Source organism: Kitasatospora sp. NPDC085895 (assembly GCF_040702125.1).
GTDB classification, from domain to species: domain Bacteria; phylum Actinomycetota; class Actinomycetes; order Streptomycetales; family Streptomycetaceae; genus Kitasatospora; species Kitasatospora arboriphila.
This window is the reverse complement of the sequence record NZ_JBFBJY010000119.1, coordinates 1-16311: the sequence shown is the minus strand read 5'-3', so window position 1 is coordinate 16311 and position 16311 is coordinate 1. Positions and strand designations below refer to the sequence as shown.

Here is a 16311-nt window from a genome sequence, read left to right as displayed (position 1 = left end):
GCGGCACCCGTCGCGGGGCGGGTCGTATGGGCCGGTGGCTGCTGCCTCCGGCCCTTCCGTCCGTCCGCGGTGTGCCGGGACCCTGCGGATCAGACCGCCGGAGCCGGGTAGGTCGGGTACTCGACGCCGGAGACGTGCTGGACGACCCGGATGACCTGGCACGAGTAGCCGAACTCGTTGTCGTACCACAGGTAGAGGATCGCGTTGTCGCCCTCGACCTTGGTGGCGCCGGCGTCGACGATCGAGGCGTGGCGCGAGCCGATGAAGTCGTTCGAGACCGCGTCGGGGGCGGTGGTGAAGTCGATCTGGCGCTTCAGCGGCGACGTCAGCGACACCTCGCGGAGGTACTCGAGGACGTCCTCGCGGGTGGTCTCGCGGGCGAGCTGCAGGTTGAGGATCGCGATCGAGACGTCCGGCACGGGGACGCGGATCGAGCTGCCGGTGATCTTCGCCTTGAGGTCCGGCAGGGCCTTGGCGACGGCGGAGGCGGCGCCGGTCTCGGTGATGACCATGTTGAGCGGCGCGGAGCGGCCGCGACGGTCGGCCTTGTGGTAGTTGTCCAGCAGGTTCTGGTCGTTGGTGAACGAGTGGACGGTCTCCACGTGGCCGCGGAGCACGCCGTACTCGTCCTCCATCGCCTTCAGCGGCGGGACGATCGCGTTGGTGGTGCAGGAGGCGCAGGACAGGACCCGCTCGTCCGGCTTGATGGTGTCGTGGTTGACGCCGTGCACGATGTTCGGGACGTCGCCCTTGCCCGGGGCGGTCAGCACGACCTTGTCGATGCCGGGGCGGAGGTGCTTCGACAGGCCCTCGCGGTCACGCCACTTGCCGGTGTTGTCGATCAGGATGGCGTCGTTGATGCCGTACGCCGTGTAGTCGATCTCCGACGGGTCGTTGGCGTAGATCACCTTGATCTCGTTGCCGTTGGCGACGATGGTGCTGTTCGCCTCGTCAACGGTGATGGTGCCCTGGAACTGGCCGTGGATGGAGTCGCGGCGCAGCAGCGAGGCGCGCTTCACGATGTCCTGGTCGCCGCCCTGGCGCACGACGATGGCGCGCAGCCGCAGGCCGTTGCCGGAGCCGGCCTTCTCGATCAGCAGGCGGGCGACGAGGCGGCCGATGCGGCCGAAGCCGTAGAGGACCACGTCACGCGAACCGGAGCGCTCGATCTTGTTGCCGCCGGTGGCGCCGGCGACCGCCTCGGCGGTGAACTCCGCGATCGACAGGCCACGGTCGTCGGCCCGGTAGGTGGCCGCGAGCATGCCGATGTCGATCTGCGAGGGACCGAGGTCGAGCGTGGTGAGGGCCTGGAGGAACGGCATCGTCTCGGTGACCGAGAGCTCCTCGCCGGCGATCTGGCGGGCGAACCGGTGGGTCTTGAGGATGCTGACCACCGACTTGTTCACCAGGGAGCGGCTGTGCAGCAGGACGGTGACGTCCCTCTCCCGGTGCAGTCGGCCGATGATCGGGATCATCGACTCCGCGATCTCCTCGCGGTTCATCCAGTCCGTGAACACGTCGTCGTTGACAGTCACAAGTCCATCTTTCGAGCTAGGAGGGTGCCTCCATGCTAGCTTTCGAAAGTTGTTGATCATTTGGGCGGTCCCGTGCACGTTCGCCCCTCGACCGTCTCCAGGGGCAGGTCGCACGGCCGTTCCGCCACACCCCCGGCACCACCCGGACGGAAGAACTCAGCCCCTCGTCGACCGGGTCCGAGCCGAGCTCGTCCGGGGCCGTACGCCGCCTCGACGACCGACACCAGTTGAACGACAAATCGGGCATCGGTTGCGCTGTTCCTTCAACACGTGTCGGGATGAACGCTCCGCCCTGGCCCCAGCCGGGCCCGACCGACAGGGTCCACACACCCCCCGTGTTCACTTCACGGACGCACCCCTCCGGGCGCGCAGTGATCACCGATCGCTCGCCCGACCTGTTGCGCGTACCGCCGACGCCCTCGCGGCAGACTCGACCCACCTGGAGTGGACGCGCGTAGATACCGGCGGCCGTCCCGCGGCCGGTCGTCGCCCGGCCGGTGGCCACCGTGGCAAACCTCACAGGCGACCGGCGATGCTCAGCCTGCCGTCACCAGGGCCGCCGCCCGCACCTGCCTCTCGACCGCGGCCTTCGCCTCGGCCATCGCGGCGGCGTTGGCCGCGATCACCTGCTGCTGGTAGCCGGCGTCGACGGCGTACCAGACGCCGACCACGTTGTGCGCGTGCCGGCAGCCGGCGTCCGCGGTGGCCACCTTCAGCTCCTGCGGCGTCGGCGTCGGCGACTTCCGCCACTGCGGGTCGCCCAGAGCCGCCAGCGGGTCTGCGTAGTCGAAGCCCGCGTCCTTCATGCACTGCGACCACTGACGGAACACCGCCTGCGTCCGCGGGTCGTTCCGGGACTGGTCCAGCGTCGTGAACTTGGCGTCGTCCGCGAACTGGGTGTCGCCGATCCCGCCCTCCGCGGACCCGGTCAGTTCCTTGACCGCCTCGCCGACGCAGCCGCGCGCGGGCACCGTCCGCCCGTTGACGGTCCGCCCGCCCGACCCGGCCCGTGCCGCCGCGTCCGCCGTCCCCCGCAGGACGAGCTCCATCTCGGGAGAGAGCGACGGGCCGCTCGGCATCGCGCCCGCCCCCGGCCGCAGTCCGCCCTCGGGGTGGTAGCCCCACTTCGCCATCAGCGCCGCGTTCTGGTGGCCGTAGCGCGAGTCCACCCGGGTGGTGGGGGCGTCGCTGTCGCGCCGGCCCCCGTTGCCGGACGGCGGGGTGTACGTGAGACCGAAGGAGGCCATGCAGCGGACGATGAGCTTCTGCTGCGCCTTCTCGACGGCCAACTGCTGTTCCGGGTTGAGCAGATAGGGGTCGAGCGGCAGTGGCCGGTCGTTCGCCGAGTCCAGCTGCGGGGTCGCGGCGAGCGTCGGCGGGGCCGCGGCGGTCTGCACGCTCGGCCTCGGGCTCGGCGGTACGGCGTCCGTGTCGGCGGAGCCCGCCGCGCTCGCGCAGCCCGCCAGGAGCAGCGGCAGCAGGGTGAGCATCACGGCGGAGCGGGCGGGGCGGCTGGACACAGGCGGGTCTCTTTCGGAACGGCGCGGCCGGCAGGGACGGGTGGGTAGCCGTGCACGGTCCCCGGCCGCAGCGGGCGGCCGGGGACCGGTGCGTGTGCTCGGTACTGACGGGTGCCGTCAGATCACGGGCCGACGAACTCGCCCGAGGCGTTGTTGTTCTTCAGCTGGGAGTTGAGGTCCCGGCGGGTGTCCATCGGGATCGCCTGACAGGCGACGCTGCAGTCGAGGCCGCTGTTGTAGTAGACGTTGAACGTGCCGTACCAGTGGTTGTCCACGGCGGCCGCGTTGTTCTTCACCGCGACGCCGGCGCCGGAGCTGCCGTTCTTGCCGGCCTTGAACGTCAGGCCCGCGTAGTTGTCCACGCTGGTGTTCTGGACGTACACGGCGCCGTAGCCGTGGGCGCTGGAGTTGTAGTAGAGGCAGACCTGGCCGGCGTGGCAGTCGGCGGTGAAGGCGGAGGCGCTCCCGGCGGACGCAAGTCCGGCCGTCACGACGGTGCCGGCCACGAGCGCGGCCGAGATGAACTTCCTGATCGCCATGGTGATCCTGTGGTCCTTCCGTACGGGGCTCCGGGACGTCCGGCGCCCTCGGCGGGTGACCGTCCGGTCCCCGCCTCGTGATGCCGGCCGTCGTGGTGATCACGGCGGCCGGTGGCGAATTCATGCTGGCGAAGGGCGGTAGCGCGGCCGTAGCCGCCCGGTGACGCGGCCCGATACCGGCGCGCTATCGGCACCTCCTAGCGTCTCGAACGGATCGCGGCCCAGGCACGGGCCCGGCGACGCAACCCCCGTCCACCCGAAGCCCGTTCACTCGCACCGGTCACCAGAACCCGCACCCGTCACCGGCTCGGCCGGCAGCGGCGGGTGTGCCTGCGCCGGGCGCCGCCCTTCTCCGCAGCAACGACGTCAGCGACGGCCGCTGCGACCTGCGGTGCTGCTGAGCGCTGCCCCGGTCGGGAGCCGCCCCGTCAGAGCCCTCACCCGCCCGGTACCCGACACCGGGGCGGGGCCAGGACAGATCCTCCACCGAACCGAAAGGAACCACCGCATGGCATCCGCCATCAAGACCCGGACCACCGCCACCCGACTGCTCGCGGCCGTCGCCGTCCTGAGCGGCCTGGTGATGAGCGTCGCACAGGCCCACGCGGCGACCCCGCCGTCCCACACCGAGGCATCGGCCGCCACCGCCGCCACGCTGCCCGTGGTGGACATGGAAGCCACCGTCAAGGCCGCCCAGATCGACCCCCGGCGCGCCGACAGCACGCTGACCCCGGGAGCCAAGGACTCGGTCCTGGCCGTCGAACGGGCCCTGCAGGCCCGTGGTCTCCTCGACGCCCGCTGGGTGGACGGGTACTTCGGCACCACCACCATCACCGCCTACTCCGCGTTCCAGCGCTCCCTCGGCTACACCGGCCTGGACGCCAACGGACTGCCCGGCGCCACCTCCCTCGCCACACTCGGGCAGGGCCGGTTCACCGTCAGCCACAAGATCGGCCCCGGCGCGAAGCTGCAGCGCAACGGATACACCGTCAACACCCGCACCCAGGACATGCTCACCGAAGCCGAGCGCCTCCTGGGCTTCAAGCTCACCCTGTCCCAGGGCTCCTACAACCCCGGCGGCGACCCCACCTCCGCCGGCACCCACGACGGCGGCGGCGTCGTGGACATCAGCGTCGACGGCATGTCCAGCAGCACCCGCACCTCCGTCGCCAAGGCACTGCGCCAGGTCGGATTCGCCGCCTGGGTCCGCAACCCCAACCAGGGCGACTGGCCGTGGCACATCCACGCCGCAGCGATCAGCGACACCGATCTGTCCACCCAGGCCCAGCACCAGACCGGTGACTACTACCTCGGCCTCAACGGGCTGGCCAACCAGGCCGCCGACGACGGCCCCCGCATCCCCATCCAGACCTGGGAGGAGTACCAGCGCACCCACTGACCGCGCCGGCACCACCCGAGCACGACCTGATGACCCGCCAGAACCCGTAGATCGCACGTCATGAAAGAGCAGGCCTTGAAGAAGAACATACGCACCACGCTGACCATCGCCGGCACCGCCCTGGCCATGGCCGTCCCCCTCATCGGAGCCACCTCCGCCCCCGCCTTCGCCGCCTCCCGCGACGGATCCTGCGACTCCGGAGAGTTCTGCCTCTACTACAACAGCGACCAGGCCGGCTCGGTCTCCGACTTCACCGGCTCCATCAGCGACTACGGGGCCACCCAGCCGTCCTGCTACGAGTTCAAGGGCGCCGGCAACGGCCAGGGCGTCTGCGTCAAGAACAACGCCGCCTCGGTGTGGAACCGCTCCGACAAGACCGTCCGCGTCTACTTCAACAGCGGCTACGGCGGCGCCAGCCAGGACTTCGCCCCCGGCGCCAAGGGCAACCTCAACTCCACGCTGAAGAACAACGAGGCCTCCCACCAGTTCCTCGGCAGCAGCGGCGGCGGTAGCAACGAGAGCCCCACCAACGACTTCGACCACGGCACCCGCGGCTTCGCCGCCAACAACTGCACCGCCTTCGCGGCGTACCGCATCGCCAGCCGTCTCGGCGTCCCGAACTTCAGCAACTCCTACGGCGGCACCACCTGGGGCAACGCCAACACCTGGGACGACGCCGCCCGCCGCATCGGCGTCACCGTCAACACCACCCCCACCGTCGGTGCCATCGCCGTCAACGACACCCACGGGGACTACGGCCACGTCGCCTACGTCAACGCGGTCCACGCCGACGGCTCCTTCGACGTCGAGGAGTACAACTGGAACAACCGCCTCGCCTACGGCACCCGCAAGAACCTCCGGGTCAGCAGCGCGGAGAACTCCTTCCAGCACATGCTCCACTTCTGAGCAACCCCGGCAGGCACCGGCACGCCCGCGCCGAGGACGACCCCGTAGCCGGGGTGTTCTAGCGAGCGTGCAGGTCACGGCGGTATGACGATGTGCGCCTGAACCGCAGCGGTACACGCGTCGAAGTCCCCGTCGGGCAGGTGACCTCTCCAAGTCGCCTTGCCCGACGGGGCTTCGACGCGCCGTCAGTCCGAACCGTCCGAGCCGCTGTGGATCACGGGTGTCGACCCGGTCCGCGTGCGATCGGCGGGCTACGGGCGCGCTACACCGGATCGATAGAAGGGACGGGCCCGGACAATCCGCGCGCACCGTTCCCAGGGAGCTCCCATGCGTACGACACTCTCCGCACTGGCCGCCGCAGGCCTCGTCCTCGTCGGCGGCATCGCCGCCGCACCGCAGGCGAGCGCCGCAAGCACGTACGGGTGCAGCGGCAACCTGGTCGACACCTACGACCTCAAGACCGACAACGGCACCGGCACCAAGTACGGCGAGCTGTACCTCTACTACAGCAGCGCCAACGGCGGCACGAACTGCGCGGCCGCCGTCGACACCCACTTCGCCTCGGGCGTCACCAAGTACCAGGCGGTGTACATCTGGCGCTGCGTGGCCGGCACCAAGGCCGGCGAGTTCTGCGACTACGACCAGTCCGACCACAACTCCGGCACCTTCGCCTGGTACGCCGGCCCGGCCAGGATCACCGGCACCGCCGACCGCTGCATCATGGTCTACGGCCGGGTCGACGACCCCAACAACAGGAAGGTCGCCGAGAAGTCCACCCTGGCCTCCCACTGCGGCTGACGGCCGGCGGGCACGGGCGCGGCCCGCTCCGGGCACGGGCGCGGCCCGCTCCGGGCACGGGCGGGCGCGCCCGACGCGGCGTCAGCGGGCGTGTGCATCCGGGCGGTCCGGCCGGCGATACGCGCGCGCTACGCACGCGGGGCACGATCCCAGGGACGCGCCGGGGCGGTGGTCACCCGGCGGTGGCGCTCTCGGCGATGGCGCGCCAGACCTCGGCGGCGAGCTCCGGCATGCCCCCGGCCTGGACCTCGGCGGCGAGGACGGACAGCGGCTGGAGCGCGTTCGCGTCCCCGGACCCGGCTGCCACCCGTCCCCGGGTACCCCCTCCTCACCCACCGCCGCGGGCTCGCCGAACGGCTGCGGCCGGTCCGGGCCCGCGGGCTCCTCGGCGGTGCCATGTCGGTGCTGTCCTACGGGCTGGTGCTGTGGGCCCAGGCGCGGGCCGCGCTCGCACCGGTCGCCGTGCTGCGCGAAACCAGCATCATCGTGGGTGCGGCGATCGGCACCGTGTTCTTCCGGGAACGCTTCGGCGGGGCGCGGATCACCGCCGCCGGCGTGATGCTCGCCGGCATCGCCCTGATCCTCTGGCAGTAGGAGGCCGCCGATGGCTGTGGAGATCGAGAAGAAGTACCTGCTGTCCGGCGAGGACTGGCGGGCGGAGGTGGTCCGCACCGAGACGCTCACCCAGGGCTACCTCTCCATGGACCGCGACCGCGAGGTCCGGGTGCGCCTCTCCGGCGACACCGCGGCCTTCCTCACCGTCAAGGCCCGCCGGAGCGGCCCCGCCCGCCTCGAATACGAGTACCCCGTACCGGTGGCCGACGCCCGCGAACTCCTCGCCCTCTGCCTCGGCACCCCGCTCCGGAAGCACCGCCACCACCTCTCCCGCGCCCCCGGCCGCTGGACCGTCGACGAGTACGCCGGCGCCAACACCGGCCTCCTCGTCGCCGAGGTCGAATGGGACGAACACCAACCCGAACCCCCGACCCCCACCTGGGCCGGCCCCGACGTCAGCACCGACCGCCGCTACTCCAACGCCGTCCTCACCCTCACCCCGTACACCTCCTGGTGAACCGGGGGGCCACCTCACGAAGGCCGCCCCCTGGCAACCGGGGGCACGGGCACGCGGCCGTCGCTCAGCAGGGCCCCGCCGCCGCGACCGTCCGGCTCACCGTCATCCGACCCGCAGCTTCAACTGCCGGTTGTGCTCGGAATGCTCGGAGACGACGCCTTCGACGGTCTCGCCCACCGCGGGCCACGACTCCGGGGGCACGGGATCGCGGTCGGGGTGGTAGGAGATGGCATCCACCACTGCCGCGACCCCGGCATGCCCGGGGATTTCGACGAACATCCCGAACGGCCTGACGGCCGCGATTCTCCCGCGCAGCACGGCACCGACCGGGTGGTCGAGCTTCGCGGCTTCCCATTCCTCGGAAGTTGTCATCGGTGCCGGGTCCTCGGATGTGCATCGAGTTCGCGTCATCGGGGATCGGAACCCGACGAGGAGACCAGGTTGCCCGATCGTCCACCCCCGGTGGCAACATCCGAGAGTCCGTCCGCGGCACCACCTGTCCCGCGTACAGTGCAGGACGATCCGTCACGCGTCGACAGGAGTCCTCGTTGCCCGCACGAGTCGATCGCGGCCGGCCTGGCGATCCTCGTCGGATCGGTCCGTACCGGATCATCGGCCGTCTCGGTTCAGGTGGCATGGGCACGGTGTACGCGGCCCTGGATCCCGACGGACGCCGGGTCGCAATCAAGCTCGTTCACCCTGCCCAGGCCCACGACGACGAATTCCGTGCCCGGTTCCGGCGCGAGGTCGAGCTGTCCCGGCGTGTCACGGGCCCCTGTCTGGTCCCACTGCTCGCAGCGGACACCGATGCCGCCACTCCATGGCTGGTGACCGAATACGTACCCGGCCCGACTCTCGACCGGCACGTCAGCACGGACGGCCCACTCACCGCGGCGCAGTTGTACGCCTTGGCGGCCGGCACCGCAGCTGCACTTGCGGCCGTCCACGAGGCGGGGGGTGGTGCACCGTGACGTCAAACCCGCGAACGTCATTCTCGCTCCGAGCGGTCCTCGCGTTCTCGACTTCGGCATCGCCCATGCCCTTGACGGCACCGCTGTGACGCGTACGGGCACCATGACCGGTACCGCGGGCTGGATCAGCCCGGAGTACTACCGAACCGGCGTCGCCGGCCCGGCCGGAGACGTCTTCGCATGGGGTGCCCTCATCGGCTACGCCGCGACCGGACGTCTCCCGTTCGGCGTCGGTGCTCCCGATGTGGTCGCCTTCCGGGTGATGTCCGGCGAGCCCGACCTCGCCGGTGTGCCCGACGATCTCCTCGCGCTGGTGACGTCCGCCCTGGCCAAGGAACCCGGCGACCGCCCCTCGGCCACCGCACTCGCCTCGGCGTGCACCAGGCTGCTCGCCTCGCAAACCACCCAGGTGCTCTCCCCTCACGCGGTCGCGCCCACCGTTGTCGGTGACCTGATCGCCGCCCGGTGGGACCCACCCGCCCGGGACGAGGCGATCTGGACACCTGCCGAGCAAGACGCAACCCGCCGTCGCCGCAGGCTCTCCGCCGTCGCGGGGATCACCACGCTCGCCCTGGTCACCGGCGGCGCCGCGGTCCTCCTCGACCACCCTCCACGTGATGGTCCGCCCTCAGGGCCCGACGCTGAAGGAGCTCGGAATCACCACACCCCAGTCGGCACTGCCCAAGCTCCCGCACGAGAGTGCGCTGGAATGGCGATACACGAAGTGGCTCGAGAAGAACAAGATCGATCCCGCGGATGCCGTCCCGCCCGGCGACCACTGACTCCCGCCTCCACGCCCCGAGGACACCTCTCACGTTCGCCGACGCGCCCAGTCGTGCACCCCTCGATCCCCCCGCGCGCCCTTGTGATACCGAACCGGTCGTCTGATCTTCGAAGCGACAGGTCTTGGCACTGAAGGCGCGGGGGGACCGATGGCGACAGAGGCTCGGGTGACGCCGTGGGCTGAGGAGGCGTTCGGGGCACTCGCCCCTCGGCTCGTGGACCTGGTGCCGGAGTGCCTGGCCCGCGCTCACGAGCGAGCACGAGACGCCCACGAGGGGGCTCGAACGCAAACCCTCGAAGCGTACGGGCACGGGCTCTACGCAGCACAGTTCGAGCAGCTGGCCATGGGACTTGCCGACCTACCTGGTGCGGATGCCGTCCGGCTCCAGGCCCGCACCGTCATGGTGGTAGCCGGGCACGTCCTCTACCCGATCCGGTACGCGAAGAGAGACACACCGGTGAGCACCGCGAAGCTCCGGCGGACATCCGGTCTTCGTGCCGACCTGATCCGCCGCCATGGGCCCGACCCCCGACAAGGCGAACTCGACCTCGGACCAGCCTTCGAAGCGCCCGAGGACGAAGTCCACGGCGATCTCGCCAAGCTGTCCCCGGACACGAAGCTCGTCCTGGTCGCCTACGCGTGCGCGCACCACAGCGGCATCGTTCGACTGGAGTGGGGCTCGGCAGAACTGCAACAACGAGACCGATCCTTGGTGTGGCATCACCACGAGCCGCTTCCCATACCCGGAGGCCCTGGACAACTGGCAGGCTGAGTTCACCGCCGCTTGGCACTCCACCCCTTGAACCCCAGGTCGCATTGCACGGTATTCCTGCAGTTCAGGCAGGTTCCGTCTCGTACGGCCCGTTCGACGGATGGAAGCTGAAATCCGGAGCGGACACCTCTTAAGCCGCACCGGCGGGCACCTGGCACCGCACCCCGGCCAGCGCACAGCCAAACGGGCCGCCCGGCCCACAGCCGGACAGCCCGAGCTGGCCCAGAAGCGGATATGACGAAGCGTCCGCTGATCCGTGCAAGCCCTGGTGGATCGTCTCGGGGGAGCGCCTTGCGTCGGGGTTCGGCGTGCGGAGGCCGGCGCGGTGCGGAGTTCCCGATGAACCGCCGGTTGACGCTGCCGGATCGTCAGGGATGGACCGGGAGGTCGGCCTCCCGTCCGTCGAGGAGCCGTTCGAGTCCCATTTCGAACCCGACGTCGGCGCTGTCGGCCGCGTGGGGAAGCCTGGCATCACGAATGACCCGGGCGAGGAGTGGATGGCGCCAGCTCTCGACGACTTTGTCGAGGTAGGGCGCACGGGCGTCCATCCGTCGCTGGACGCCGACTCCGGCGTGCCGGACGGCTTCCTGTCGGGCGAGCTCGCCGATGGCGTGGCCCCGGACGAGGGCCTGCAGCCCGTCAACGGCGGTGATCATGGCGTCGATCCCGAAGCCGGGGGGATCGAGGGCGGCGAGTGCGTTCGACGGCGTCGAGGGAGCTCGGTCCGAGCGGTGGGCGCCCCTGCTGCGAGGGATGTCATCCAGGATGCCGGTGGAAGGCAGCCCGGGACGAATGGGCCAGGCCACGCAGAGTCGCTGCGCCAGTCGCCGGTGGGGGCAGGCGGACCACCGTCTTCGGCCGCTACGGCATCGAGTATGACGGCGTGACGGCCCTGATTTCACCCAGGTCGACCCGAGCCCAACCCGCTGACGGCCGAGGCATGCGCCAGCACGTTGCTCATTCCCCCGACTCCTCCGGCTCCCGCTTGCAACGGAGGCTGCCGGAGACCGCCCGAACACACCACGCCCGATCCACCGGGCCCCACCTGCCATGGAGAACTCAGGCCGGAGATGCTTCACACCCAGGATGCCCCGACAGCATCGGCGGTCCACGGCGGCCGGACGAGATCGCCGCGGGGCAGGCGGTTCCTGAGAAGAAGAGCCGAAGCGTCAATCGGTCGGAGAGCCGGCCCCCGCGCGGGCGCCACGGCCGATCGTGTCAGCCGACCCGGCGGGCGGCCTCGAGGATCCGGTCGGCGACGACCTCGGGGTGGGAGGCCATGGCCACGTGGCCGGCCACGACTTCGGTCACGGTGGCGCAACTGCACGCGGCCATGAAGCGCCGGGCATCCGGGTTCAGAGCAGGTCCAGTGATTTACCTCACTCCAGAAGCCACCCGCTGTCCGATTTGGCGGCACTGATCACCATTGATCCAGCACGTCGCGGGCACGGTTCTCATCGGATTCTCATGAGACGTTGACGGACTTTTAAGGTCTGCACCAAGATCCGCGAGGAACGTTGCACGATCTCGCGAGAGCTGGAAATAGTGGTTAGTACAGGCAGAAGACGGGCCGTCAGGATTTGGGCCGTCAGCGCCCTGTCCGCGGCAGCGGTGGCAGCGTCGGCGCTGTCCCCCTCAGCGGCGGCACCATCGGGAGCACCCGACTCGAAGGCGGCGGCCGGTTCGGCCAAGCCGGCGGACTCGGCGGACAGCCTCGCGGTCAAGGAGGCCAAGCGGACCGGCAAGCCGGTCGAAGTGGCCGCCAAGCGCACCGAGTCCAGCGACACGGTGGCGCAGCCGGACGGCAAGCTGGTCACGACGACGTACGTGCAGCCCAAGCGGGTCCGCAAGGGCGGCTCGTGGGTCAACCTCGACCCGGCGCTGCGCGTCCTGCCGAGCGGTGCGGTCGCGCCGAAGGCGGCCACCGCGGACGTCGAGTTCTCCGGCGGCGGCACCGACCAGCCGCTGGTGCGGATCGCCACCGCGGGCAAGGAACTGAAGCTGACCTGGCCGGAGGCCCTGCCGAAGCCGGTCGTCGACGGCAGCACCGCCGAGTACCGGGCGATCCTGCCCGACGTCGACCTCAAGCTCACCGCCACCCGGACCGGCTTCAGCCAGGTCATCGTGGTGCACACTGCGGCCGCCGCGAAGAACCCCGAGCTCGACCAGCTCCGCCTCGGCCTGCAGAGCGACGGCCTGACGGTCCAGCAGGCACCCGACGGCTCGCTCAAGGCGGTCGACAAGGGTGCCGGCGGCACCGTGTTCGAAGCCCCCGTCCCGGTCATGTGGGACTCCTCCGGCCCGGCCGGGAAGGCGTCGGCCGCGAAGGCCGCCACGGCGAAGTCGGCTGCCGCCCCCGCGCAGGGGTCGGCCCCGGCCGCACCGGGCACCCCGCCCGCGCTGGAGAACCTGGTGCCCGGCGAGGGTGCCAAGGTCGCCAAGCTCAAGGTCGAGCTGCCGCAGCAGAAGATGGTCCTGACCCCGGACCAGAGCATGCTGGACGATGCCGCCACGGTCTTCCCGGTCATGATCGACCCGGCCTGGAACACCCCCAACGCCTCGGACTGGGCCGGTGTTTCCCGGTACTACTCCTCGCAGCCGTACTGGCATTTCACGTACAACAGCACCTACGTCCACGACTGGGGTGTCGGCTACTGCGGGGACACTTCTCGCTGTGCGCCCACGGACGTCAAGCGGGCGTTCTTCCAGATCCCCAACGGCAGCTTCGTCGGCAAGCAGATCCTCAGCGCCGAGTTCGGCACGTACGAGAGCTGGTCGTACTCCTGCGACGCCCGACCGGTCGAGCTGTGGAACACCGGCTACATCTCCTCGGGCCTGACCTGGAACAGCCAGAACGCGGACGGCTTCTGGAGCCGCAAGCTGCAGACCATGAACACCGCCAAGGGCTGGAGCGGCAACTGCCCCGGCGGCTGGCTGGAGTTCGGCGGGACCTCGGGCGCGGTCAAGGACCTGGTCCAGGACGCCGCCAACTGGGGCTGGCCGACCATCACCTTCGGCCTCAAGGCCGAGAACGAGAACGACTCGTACGGCTGGAAGCGTCTGACCGACGACGCCTTCCTGCGGGTCTACTACAACCTGCCGCCCAACCAGACCGCGATGAGCGACCTGACCATGTCGCCGGGCTCGGTCTGCCAGACCACCCCGATCACGATCAACAAGATGCCGCAGATCACCGCGCGGGCCTCGGACCCCGACGGCGAGGCCGTCGGCGTCCAGTTCGGCGTGTTCTGGGACACGGGCGACGGCCAGGGATTCATCCGCCGCTGGTGGTCCACCGGCTCGGCCGGGGCCGCCCCTGCCTCCAACACCTTCAAGGGCTCCGGCTCGTACTTCTCCTGGTCACTGCCCACCACCCTTCCCACCAACACCAAGCTGGGCTGGGAGGTGCGGGCCTGGGACGGCGCGCAGTGGGGGCCCTGGTCCTCCAGCGGTGATCCGACCCTGTGCTACTTCAAGGTCGACACCACCGCGCCGGACGGCCCGGCGATCACCTCGGCCTCCTACCCCGGCTCGAAGGACGCCACCGCGTCCCTGCCGTGGACCGACGGCGTGGGCAAGTACGGCGCGTTCGTCCTCGACTCGGCCTCCACCGACGTGGTCAAGTACCAGTGGGGGCTGGACGGGAACGCCTCCGCGGCGCACGAGGTGACCACCACCGCCGGCGCCCCGCAGACCGTCCAGATCCTGCCGGAGACCCCCGGCGTGCACACCCTGTCGGCCAAGGCGCTGGACAGCGCCGGCAACGCCTCGCAGCAGGAGACGTACTACTTCACCGTTCTCAACGGACAGCCTGTGCGCGCCGGTTGGGGCATGGACGAGTCCGGCGGGACGACGCTGTCCGGTACCTCCGGAAGCATCGAAGCCGCCCTGGCGACGGGTGCCAAGCCCGGCGCCGCCGGCCACCTGGGCAACGCGATGTCGCTCGACGGCAGTGCCACCGGCTACGCCGAGACCCAGGGCGCGGTCCTCGACACCACCCGGAGCTACACCGTCTCGGCCTGGGTCAACCTCGCCACCTCCCAGACCAACAGCGCCGCCGTGACCCAGGCGGGCAACGTGATGTCCGCCTTCGACCTGGGCATGCGCAACGGCAAGTGGGTGTTCTCGGTGCTCACCCAGGACGCCAACCCCGGGTACTCGTACCAGGAGGCCGTCTCCACCGTCCCGCTGGCGCTCAACCAGTGGACCCACCTGCTCGGCGTCTACGACGCGACGGCCAAGACCGCGACGCTGTACGTCAACGGCGCCAACCCGGTCACCGTCGCCTCCCCGTCGGTCTGGCCGGCGCGTGGCTCCCTGGAGCTCGGCCGGATGCGCTGGCGCGCCACCTTCACCGACGAGTGGAAGGGCGCGCTGGACGAGGTGAAGGTCTGGGACCGCGCCCTGACGGCCGGCGAGGCCACCGACGTCGCCGCCGACCGCACCCCGGCCACCGGCCGTCTCGCGAAGGCGGTCTGGCACCTCGACGACAGCGCCGCCAGTGCGATCGGCACCGGTGAGACCGACAACCTGACCGTCAACGGCGGCGCCGCCCCGGGCGCGCCCGGGATCGCCGGCAACGCCGTCCACTTCGGCGGCGTGGACGACTACGCACGCGGCACCCGCGCGCAGGTGGACGGGACCAAGGACTTCTCGGTCTCGGCCTGGGTCAAGGCCACCGCCCCCGCGGCGGGCGACACCATCGCCAAGATGGCGGTGACCCAGAACGGCGAGCACAACAACGAGTTCTCGCTGTACTACTCGGCCTACGGCAAGAAGTGGGTGTTCGGCCGCTACAAGGAGGACACCTCCGTCGACACCCTGGTCCGGGCCGCCCAGGCCGACTGCACTCCCGGCACCACCGTCAACGGCGTGCCCTGCTTCAGCTCCGCCACCGGCGAGTGGGTCCACCTGGTCGGTGTCTCCGACAGCGTGGCCAAGAAGACCCGCCTCTACATCAACGGCTACCTGGTCGGCGAGGCCGACTACACCCAGAACACGCCGTGGGCCAAGCCCGGCCCGGTCCAGATCGGCGCCGTGAACCGCGAGGGCGCCAACGCCGAGTTCTTCAAGGGCGACGTCGACGACGTGCGGATCTACGACCGCGTCCTCACCTCGACCGAGGCCCGCGACATGGTCCAGCAGCGTCCGCAGCTGGCCGGCCGCTGGAAGCTCGGCACGGCGACCGGCACCCCGCTGAGCTCGCCCGACGAGGGCCCGCTCAAGGCGGGCGCCCAGCTCGGCACCGGAGCCTCCATCAAGTCCGACGGCGGTGTGCTGCCCACCACGGGCACGCTGCTGCTGAACGGCTCCACCGGCTACGCGGCCACCACCGCGGTGCCGCTGCACACCGGGCAGAGCTTCAGCCTGGCGGGCTGGGCCAACACCGCGGGCATCCCGACCCGCGACATGACCGTGCTGTCCCTGCCCGGCGCCAACAACAGCGCGGTGACGGTCCGCTGGCACTACCTGGGCCCGGACGCCAACCAGCAGCCCTCGGGCGAGTGGCAGGCCGAGGTGCGTGACTCCGACGCCGCCGGCGCCGTCCGCACCAGCACCACGCACACGCCCGCCACCTCGGTCCTGGACAACTGGACCCACCTGGCGGTCACCTACGACGCCTTCTCCGACCGGCTGAGCCTGTACGTCAACGGCCAGTTGGAGAACCAGGGATGCCCGGACGGCAGCACCGGCTGCACGCCGCACATCTCCTGGACCGGCGCCCCGCAGCCGTACGAGGCCACCTCCGGCCTGCAGTTCGGCCGCAACCGGAACGCCGGCGCCTGGGGTGAGTACTTCTCCGGCGAATTGGACGACGTCTGGCTCTTCCAGGGCGTGCTCAGCGGCGCCCAGATCACCAAGCTGGCCGACTACAACGCCGAGCTGGCCACCACGTCCGGTCTCTGACCGGTGACGGCGGGTCGGGGGGGCGCCCGGCCCCCCGCCCCCCCCGGCCGGGTTAGGGACCGACCCGCCGGGGGGAGGGGGGGGGCCGGCGCGGCCCGCCCGCCCAAA

14 protein-coding genes and 1 pseudogene are annotated in these 16311 nt (G+C 70.7%); 9 read left to right on the top strand and 6 right to left on the bottom strand.

The genetic code is table 11. The features are described 5' to 3' along the window. Nucleotides 1-89 precede the first annotated feature (89 nt). From AB0442_RS38575 to AB0442_RS38565, 3 genes are all read right to left on the bottom strand, one after another. Nucleotides 90-1535 carry a glyceraldehyde-3-phosphate dehydrogenase gene (locus tag AB0442_RS38575; protein WP_366168199.1) on the bottom strand — a complete coding sequence of 482 codons (1446 nt, stop codon included), beginning with the start codon at nt 1533-1535 and terminating at the stop codon, nt 90-92. Between the two features lie 536 nt (nt 1536-2071). Beyond that, nucleotides 2072-3055, bottom strand: coding sequence for a hypothetical protein (locus tag AB0442_RS38570; protein ID WP_366168198.1), 984 nt, complete (start codon nt 3053-3055; stop codon nt 2072-2074). 122 nt (nt 3056-3177) lie between these two features. Continuing rightward, the gene (locus AB0442_RS38565) at nt 3178-3594 is read right to left on the bottom strand and encodes a hypothetical protein (RefSeq protein ID WP_366168197.1); all 417 of its coding nucleotides are present in this window, start codon (nt 3592-3594) and stop codon (nt 3178-3180) included. 508 nt (nt 3595-4102) lie between these two features. Between AB0442_RS38565 and AB0442_RS38560 the strand changes: the two genes are divergently transcribed. The 3 genes from AB0442_RS38560 to AB0442_RS38550 all read left to right on the top strand — a co-directional run bounded on the left by AB0442_RS38560 (nt 4103) and on the right by AB0442_RS38550 (nt 6697). After that, the gene (locus AB0442_RS38560) at nt 4103-4993 is read left to right on the top strand and encodes a peptidoglycan-binding protein (protein WP_366168196.1); all 891 of its coding nucleotides are present in this window, start codon (nt 4103-4105) and stop codon (nt 4991-4993) included. Nucleotides 4994-5053: 60 nt separating this feature from the next. Next, a complete protein-coding gene (locus AB0442_RS38555; RefSeq protein ID WP_363543691.1) occupies nt 5054-5899 on the top strand; it encodes a CHAP domain-containing protein in 846 nt (281 codons plus the stop codon). 327 nt (nt 5900-6226) lie between these two features. Next, complete coding sequence (locus AB0442_RS38550; protein ID WP_366168195.1) at nt 6227-6697, top strand: hypothetical protein; 471 nt, start codon at nt 6227-6229, stop codon at nt 6695-6697. 172 nt (nt 6698-6869) lie between these two features. Here AB0442_RS38550 and AB0442_RS38545 read toward each other — a convergent pair whose 3' ends face one another. Then, the gene (locus AB0442_RS38545) at nt 6870-7004 is read right to left on the bottom strand and encodes a hypothetical protein (protein ID WP_366168200.1); all 135 of its coding nucleotides are present in this window, start codon (nt 7002-7004) and stop codon (nt 6870-6872) included. A 5-nt stretch (nt 7005-7009) separates the two neighbouring features. Between AB0442_RS38545 and AB0442_RS38540 the strand changes: the two are divergent. Together AB0442_RS38540 and AB0442_RS38535 are read left to right on the top strand one after the other, a co-directional pair. Then, nucleotides 7010-7291, top strand: a pseudogene (locus AB0442_RS38540) (EamA family transporter); the annotation flags it as partial. A 10-nt stretch (nt 7292-7301) separates the two neighbouring features. Beyond that, nucleotides 7302-7769 (top strand): CYTH domain-containing protein, encoded by a 468-nt coding sequence (locus AB0442_RS38535; protein ID WP_366168194.1) that lies wholly within the window; start codon nt 7302-7304, stop codon nt 7767-7769. Nucleotides 7770-7871: 102 nt separating this feature from the next. Here the strand turns inward: AB0442_RS38535 and AB0442_RS38530 are convergent, their stop codons facing one another. Further along, complete coding sequence (locus AB0442_RS38530) at nt 7872-8141, bottom strand: hypothetical protein (protein WP_366168193.1); 270 nt, start codon at nt 8139-8141, stop codon at nt 7872-7874. A gap of 263 nt (nt 8142-8404) precedes the next feature. On the opposite strand from AB0442_RS38530, the gene AB0442_RS38525 reads away from it, so the two are divergent. The 3 genes from AB0442_RS38525 to AB0442_RS38515 all read left to right on the top strand — a co-directional run bounded on the left by AB0442_RS38525 (nt 8405) and on the right by AB0442_RS38515 (nt 10296). After that, nucleotides 8405-8740 carry a protein kinase gene (locus tag AB0442_RS38525; RefSeq protein ID WP_366168192.1) on the top strand — a complete coding sequence of 112 codons (336 nt, stop codon included), beginning with the start codon at nt 8405-8407 and terminating at the stop codon, nt 8738-8740. Then, on the top strand, nt 8727-9656 hold the full coding sequence (locus AB0442_RS38520) for a protein kinase (protein WP_366168191.1): 930 nt from the start codon (nt 8727-8729) through the stop codon (nt 9654-9656). Before AB0442_RS38525 ends, AB0442_RS38520 begins: the two co-directional genes overlap by 14 nt. A 211-nt stretch (nt 9657-9867) precedes the next feature. Next, complete coding sequence (locus AB0442_RS38515) at nt 9868-10296, top strand: hypothetical protein (protein WP_366168190.1); 429 nt, start codon at nt 9868-9870, stop codon at nt 10294-10296. A gap of 368 nt (nt 10297-10664) precedes the next feature. On the opposite strand, the gene AB0442_RS38510 is transcribed toward AB0442_RS38515, so the two are convergent. Beyond that, entirely contained in the window at nt 10665-10952 is a 288-nt protein-coding gene (locus AB0442_RS38510) for a hypothetical protein (RefSeq protein ID WP_366168189.1), read from the bottom strand. 955 nt (nt 10953-11907) lie between these two features. Here AB0442_RS38510 and AB0442_RS38505 point away from each other — a divergent pair. Next, entirely contained in the window at nt 11908-16203 is a 4296-nt protein-coding gene (locus AB0442_RS38505; RefSeq protein WP_366168188.1) for a LamG-like jellyroll fold domain-containing protein, read from the top strand. Nucleotides 16204-16311 lie beyond the last annotated feature (108 nt).

Bases quoted from the DNA above. Each gene is read 5' to 3' on its own strand.
- AB0442_RS38510 (WP_366168189.1), bottom strand. From the start codon at position 10,952: ATGATCACCGCCGTTGACGGGCTGCAGGCCCTCGTCCGGGGCCACGCC.
- AB0442_RS38525 (WP_366168192.1), top strand. From the start codon at position 8,405: ATGGGCACGGTGTACGCGGCCCTGGATCCCGACGGACGCCGGGTCGCA.
- AB0442_RS38565 (WP_366168197.1), bottom strand. From the start codon at position 3,594: ATGGCGATCAGGAAGTTCATCTCGGCCGCGCTCGTGGCCGGCACCGTC.
- AB0442_RS38530 (WP_366168193.1), bottom strand. From the start codon at position 8,141: ATGACAACTTCCGAGGAATGGGAAGCCGCGAAGCTCGACCACCCGGTC.
- AB0442_RS38550 (WP_366168195.1), top strand. From the start codon at position 6,227: ATGCGTACGACACTCTCCGCACTGGCCGCCGCAGGCCTCGTCCTCGTC.
- AB0442_RS38535 (WP_366168194.1), top strand. From the start codon at position 7,302: ATGGCTGTGGAGATCGAGAAGAAGTACCTGCTGTCCGGCGAGGACTGG.
- AB0442_RS38560 (WP_366168196.1), top strand. From the start codon at position 4,103: ATGGCATCCGCCATCAAGACCCGGACCACCGCCACCCGACTGCTCGCG.
- AB0442_RS38555 (WP_363543691.1), top strand. From the start codon at position 5,054: ATGAAAGAGCAGGCCTTGAAGAAGAACATACGCACCACGCTGACCATC.
- AB0442_RS38515 (WP_366168190.1), top strand. From the start codon at position 9,868: ATGGGACTTGCCGACCTACCTGGTGCGGATGCCGTCCGGCTCCAGGCC.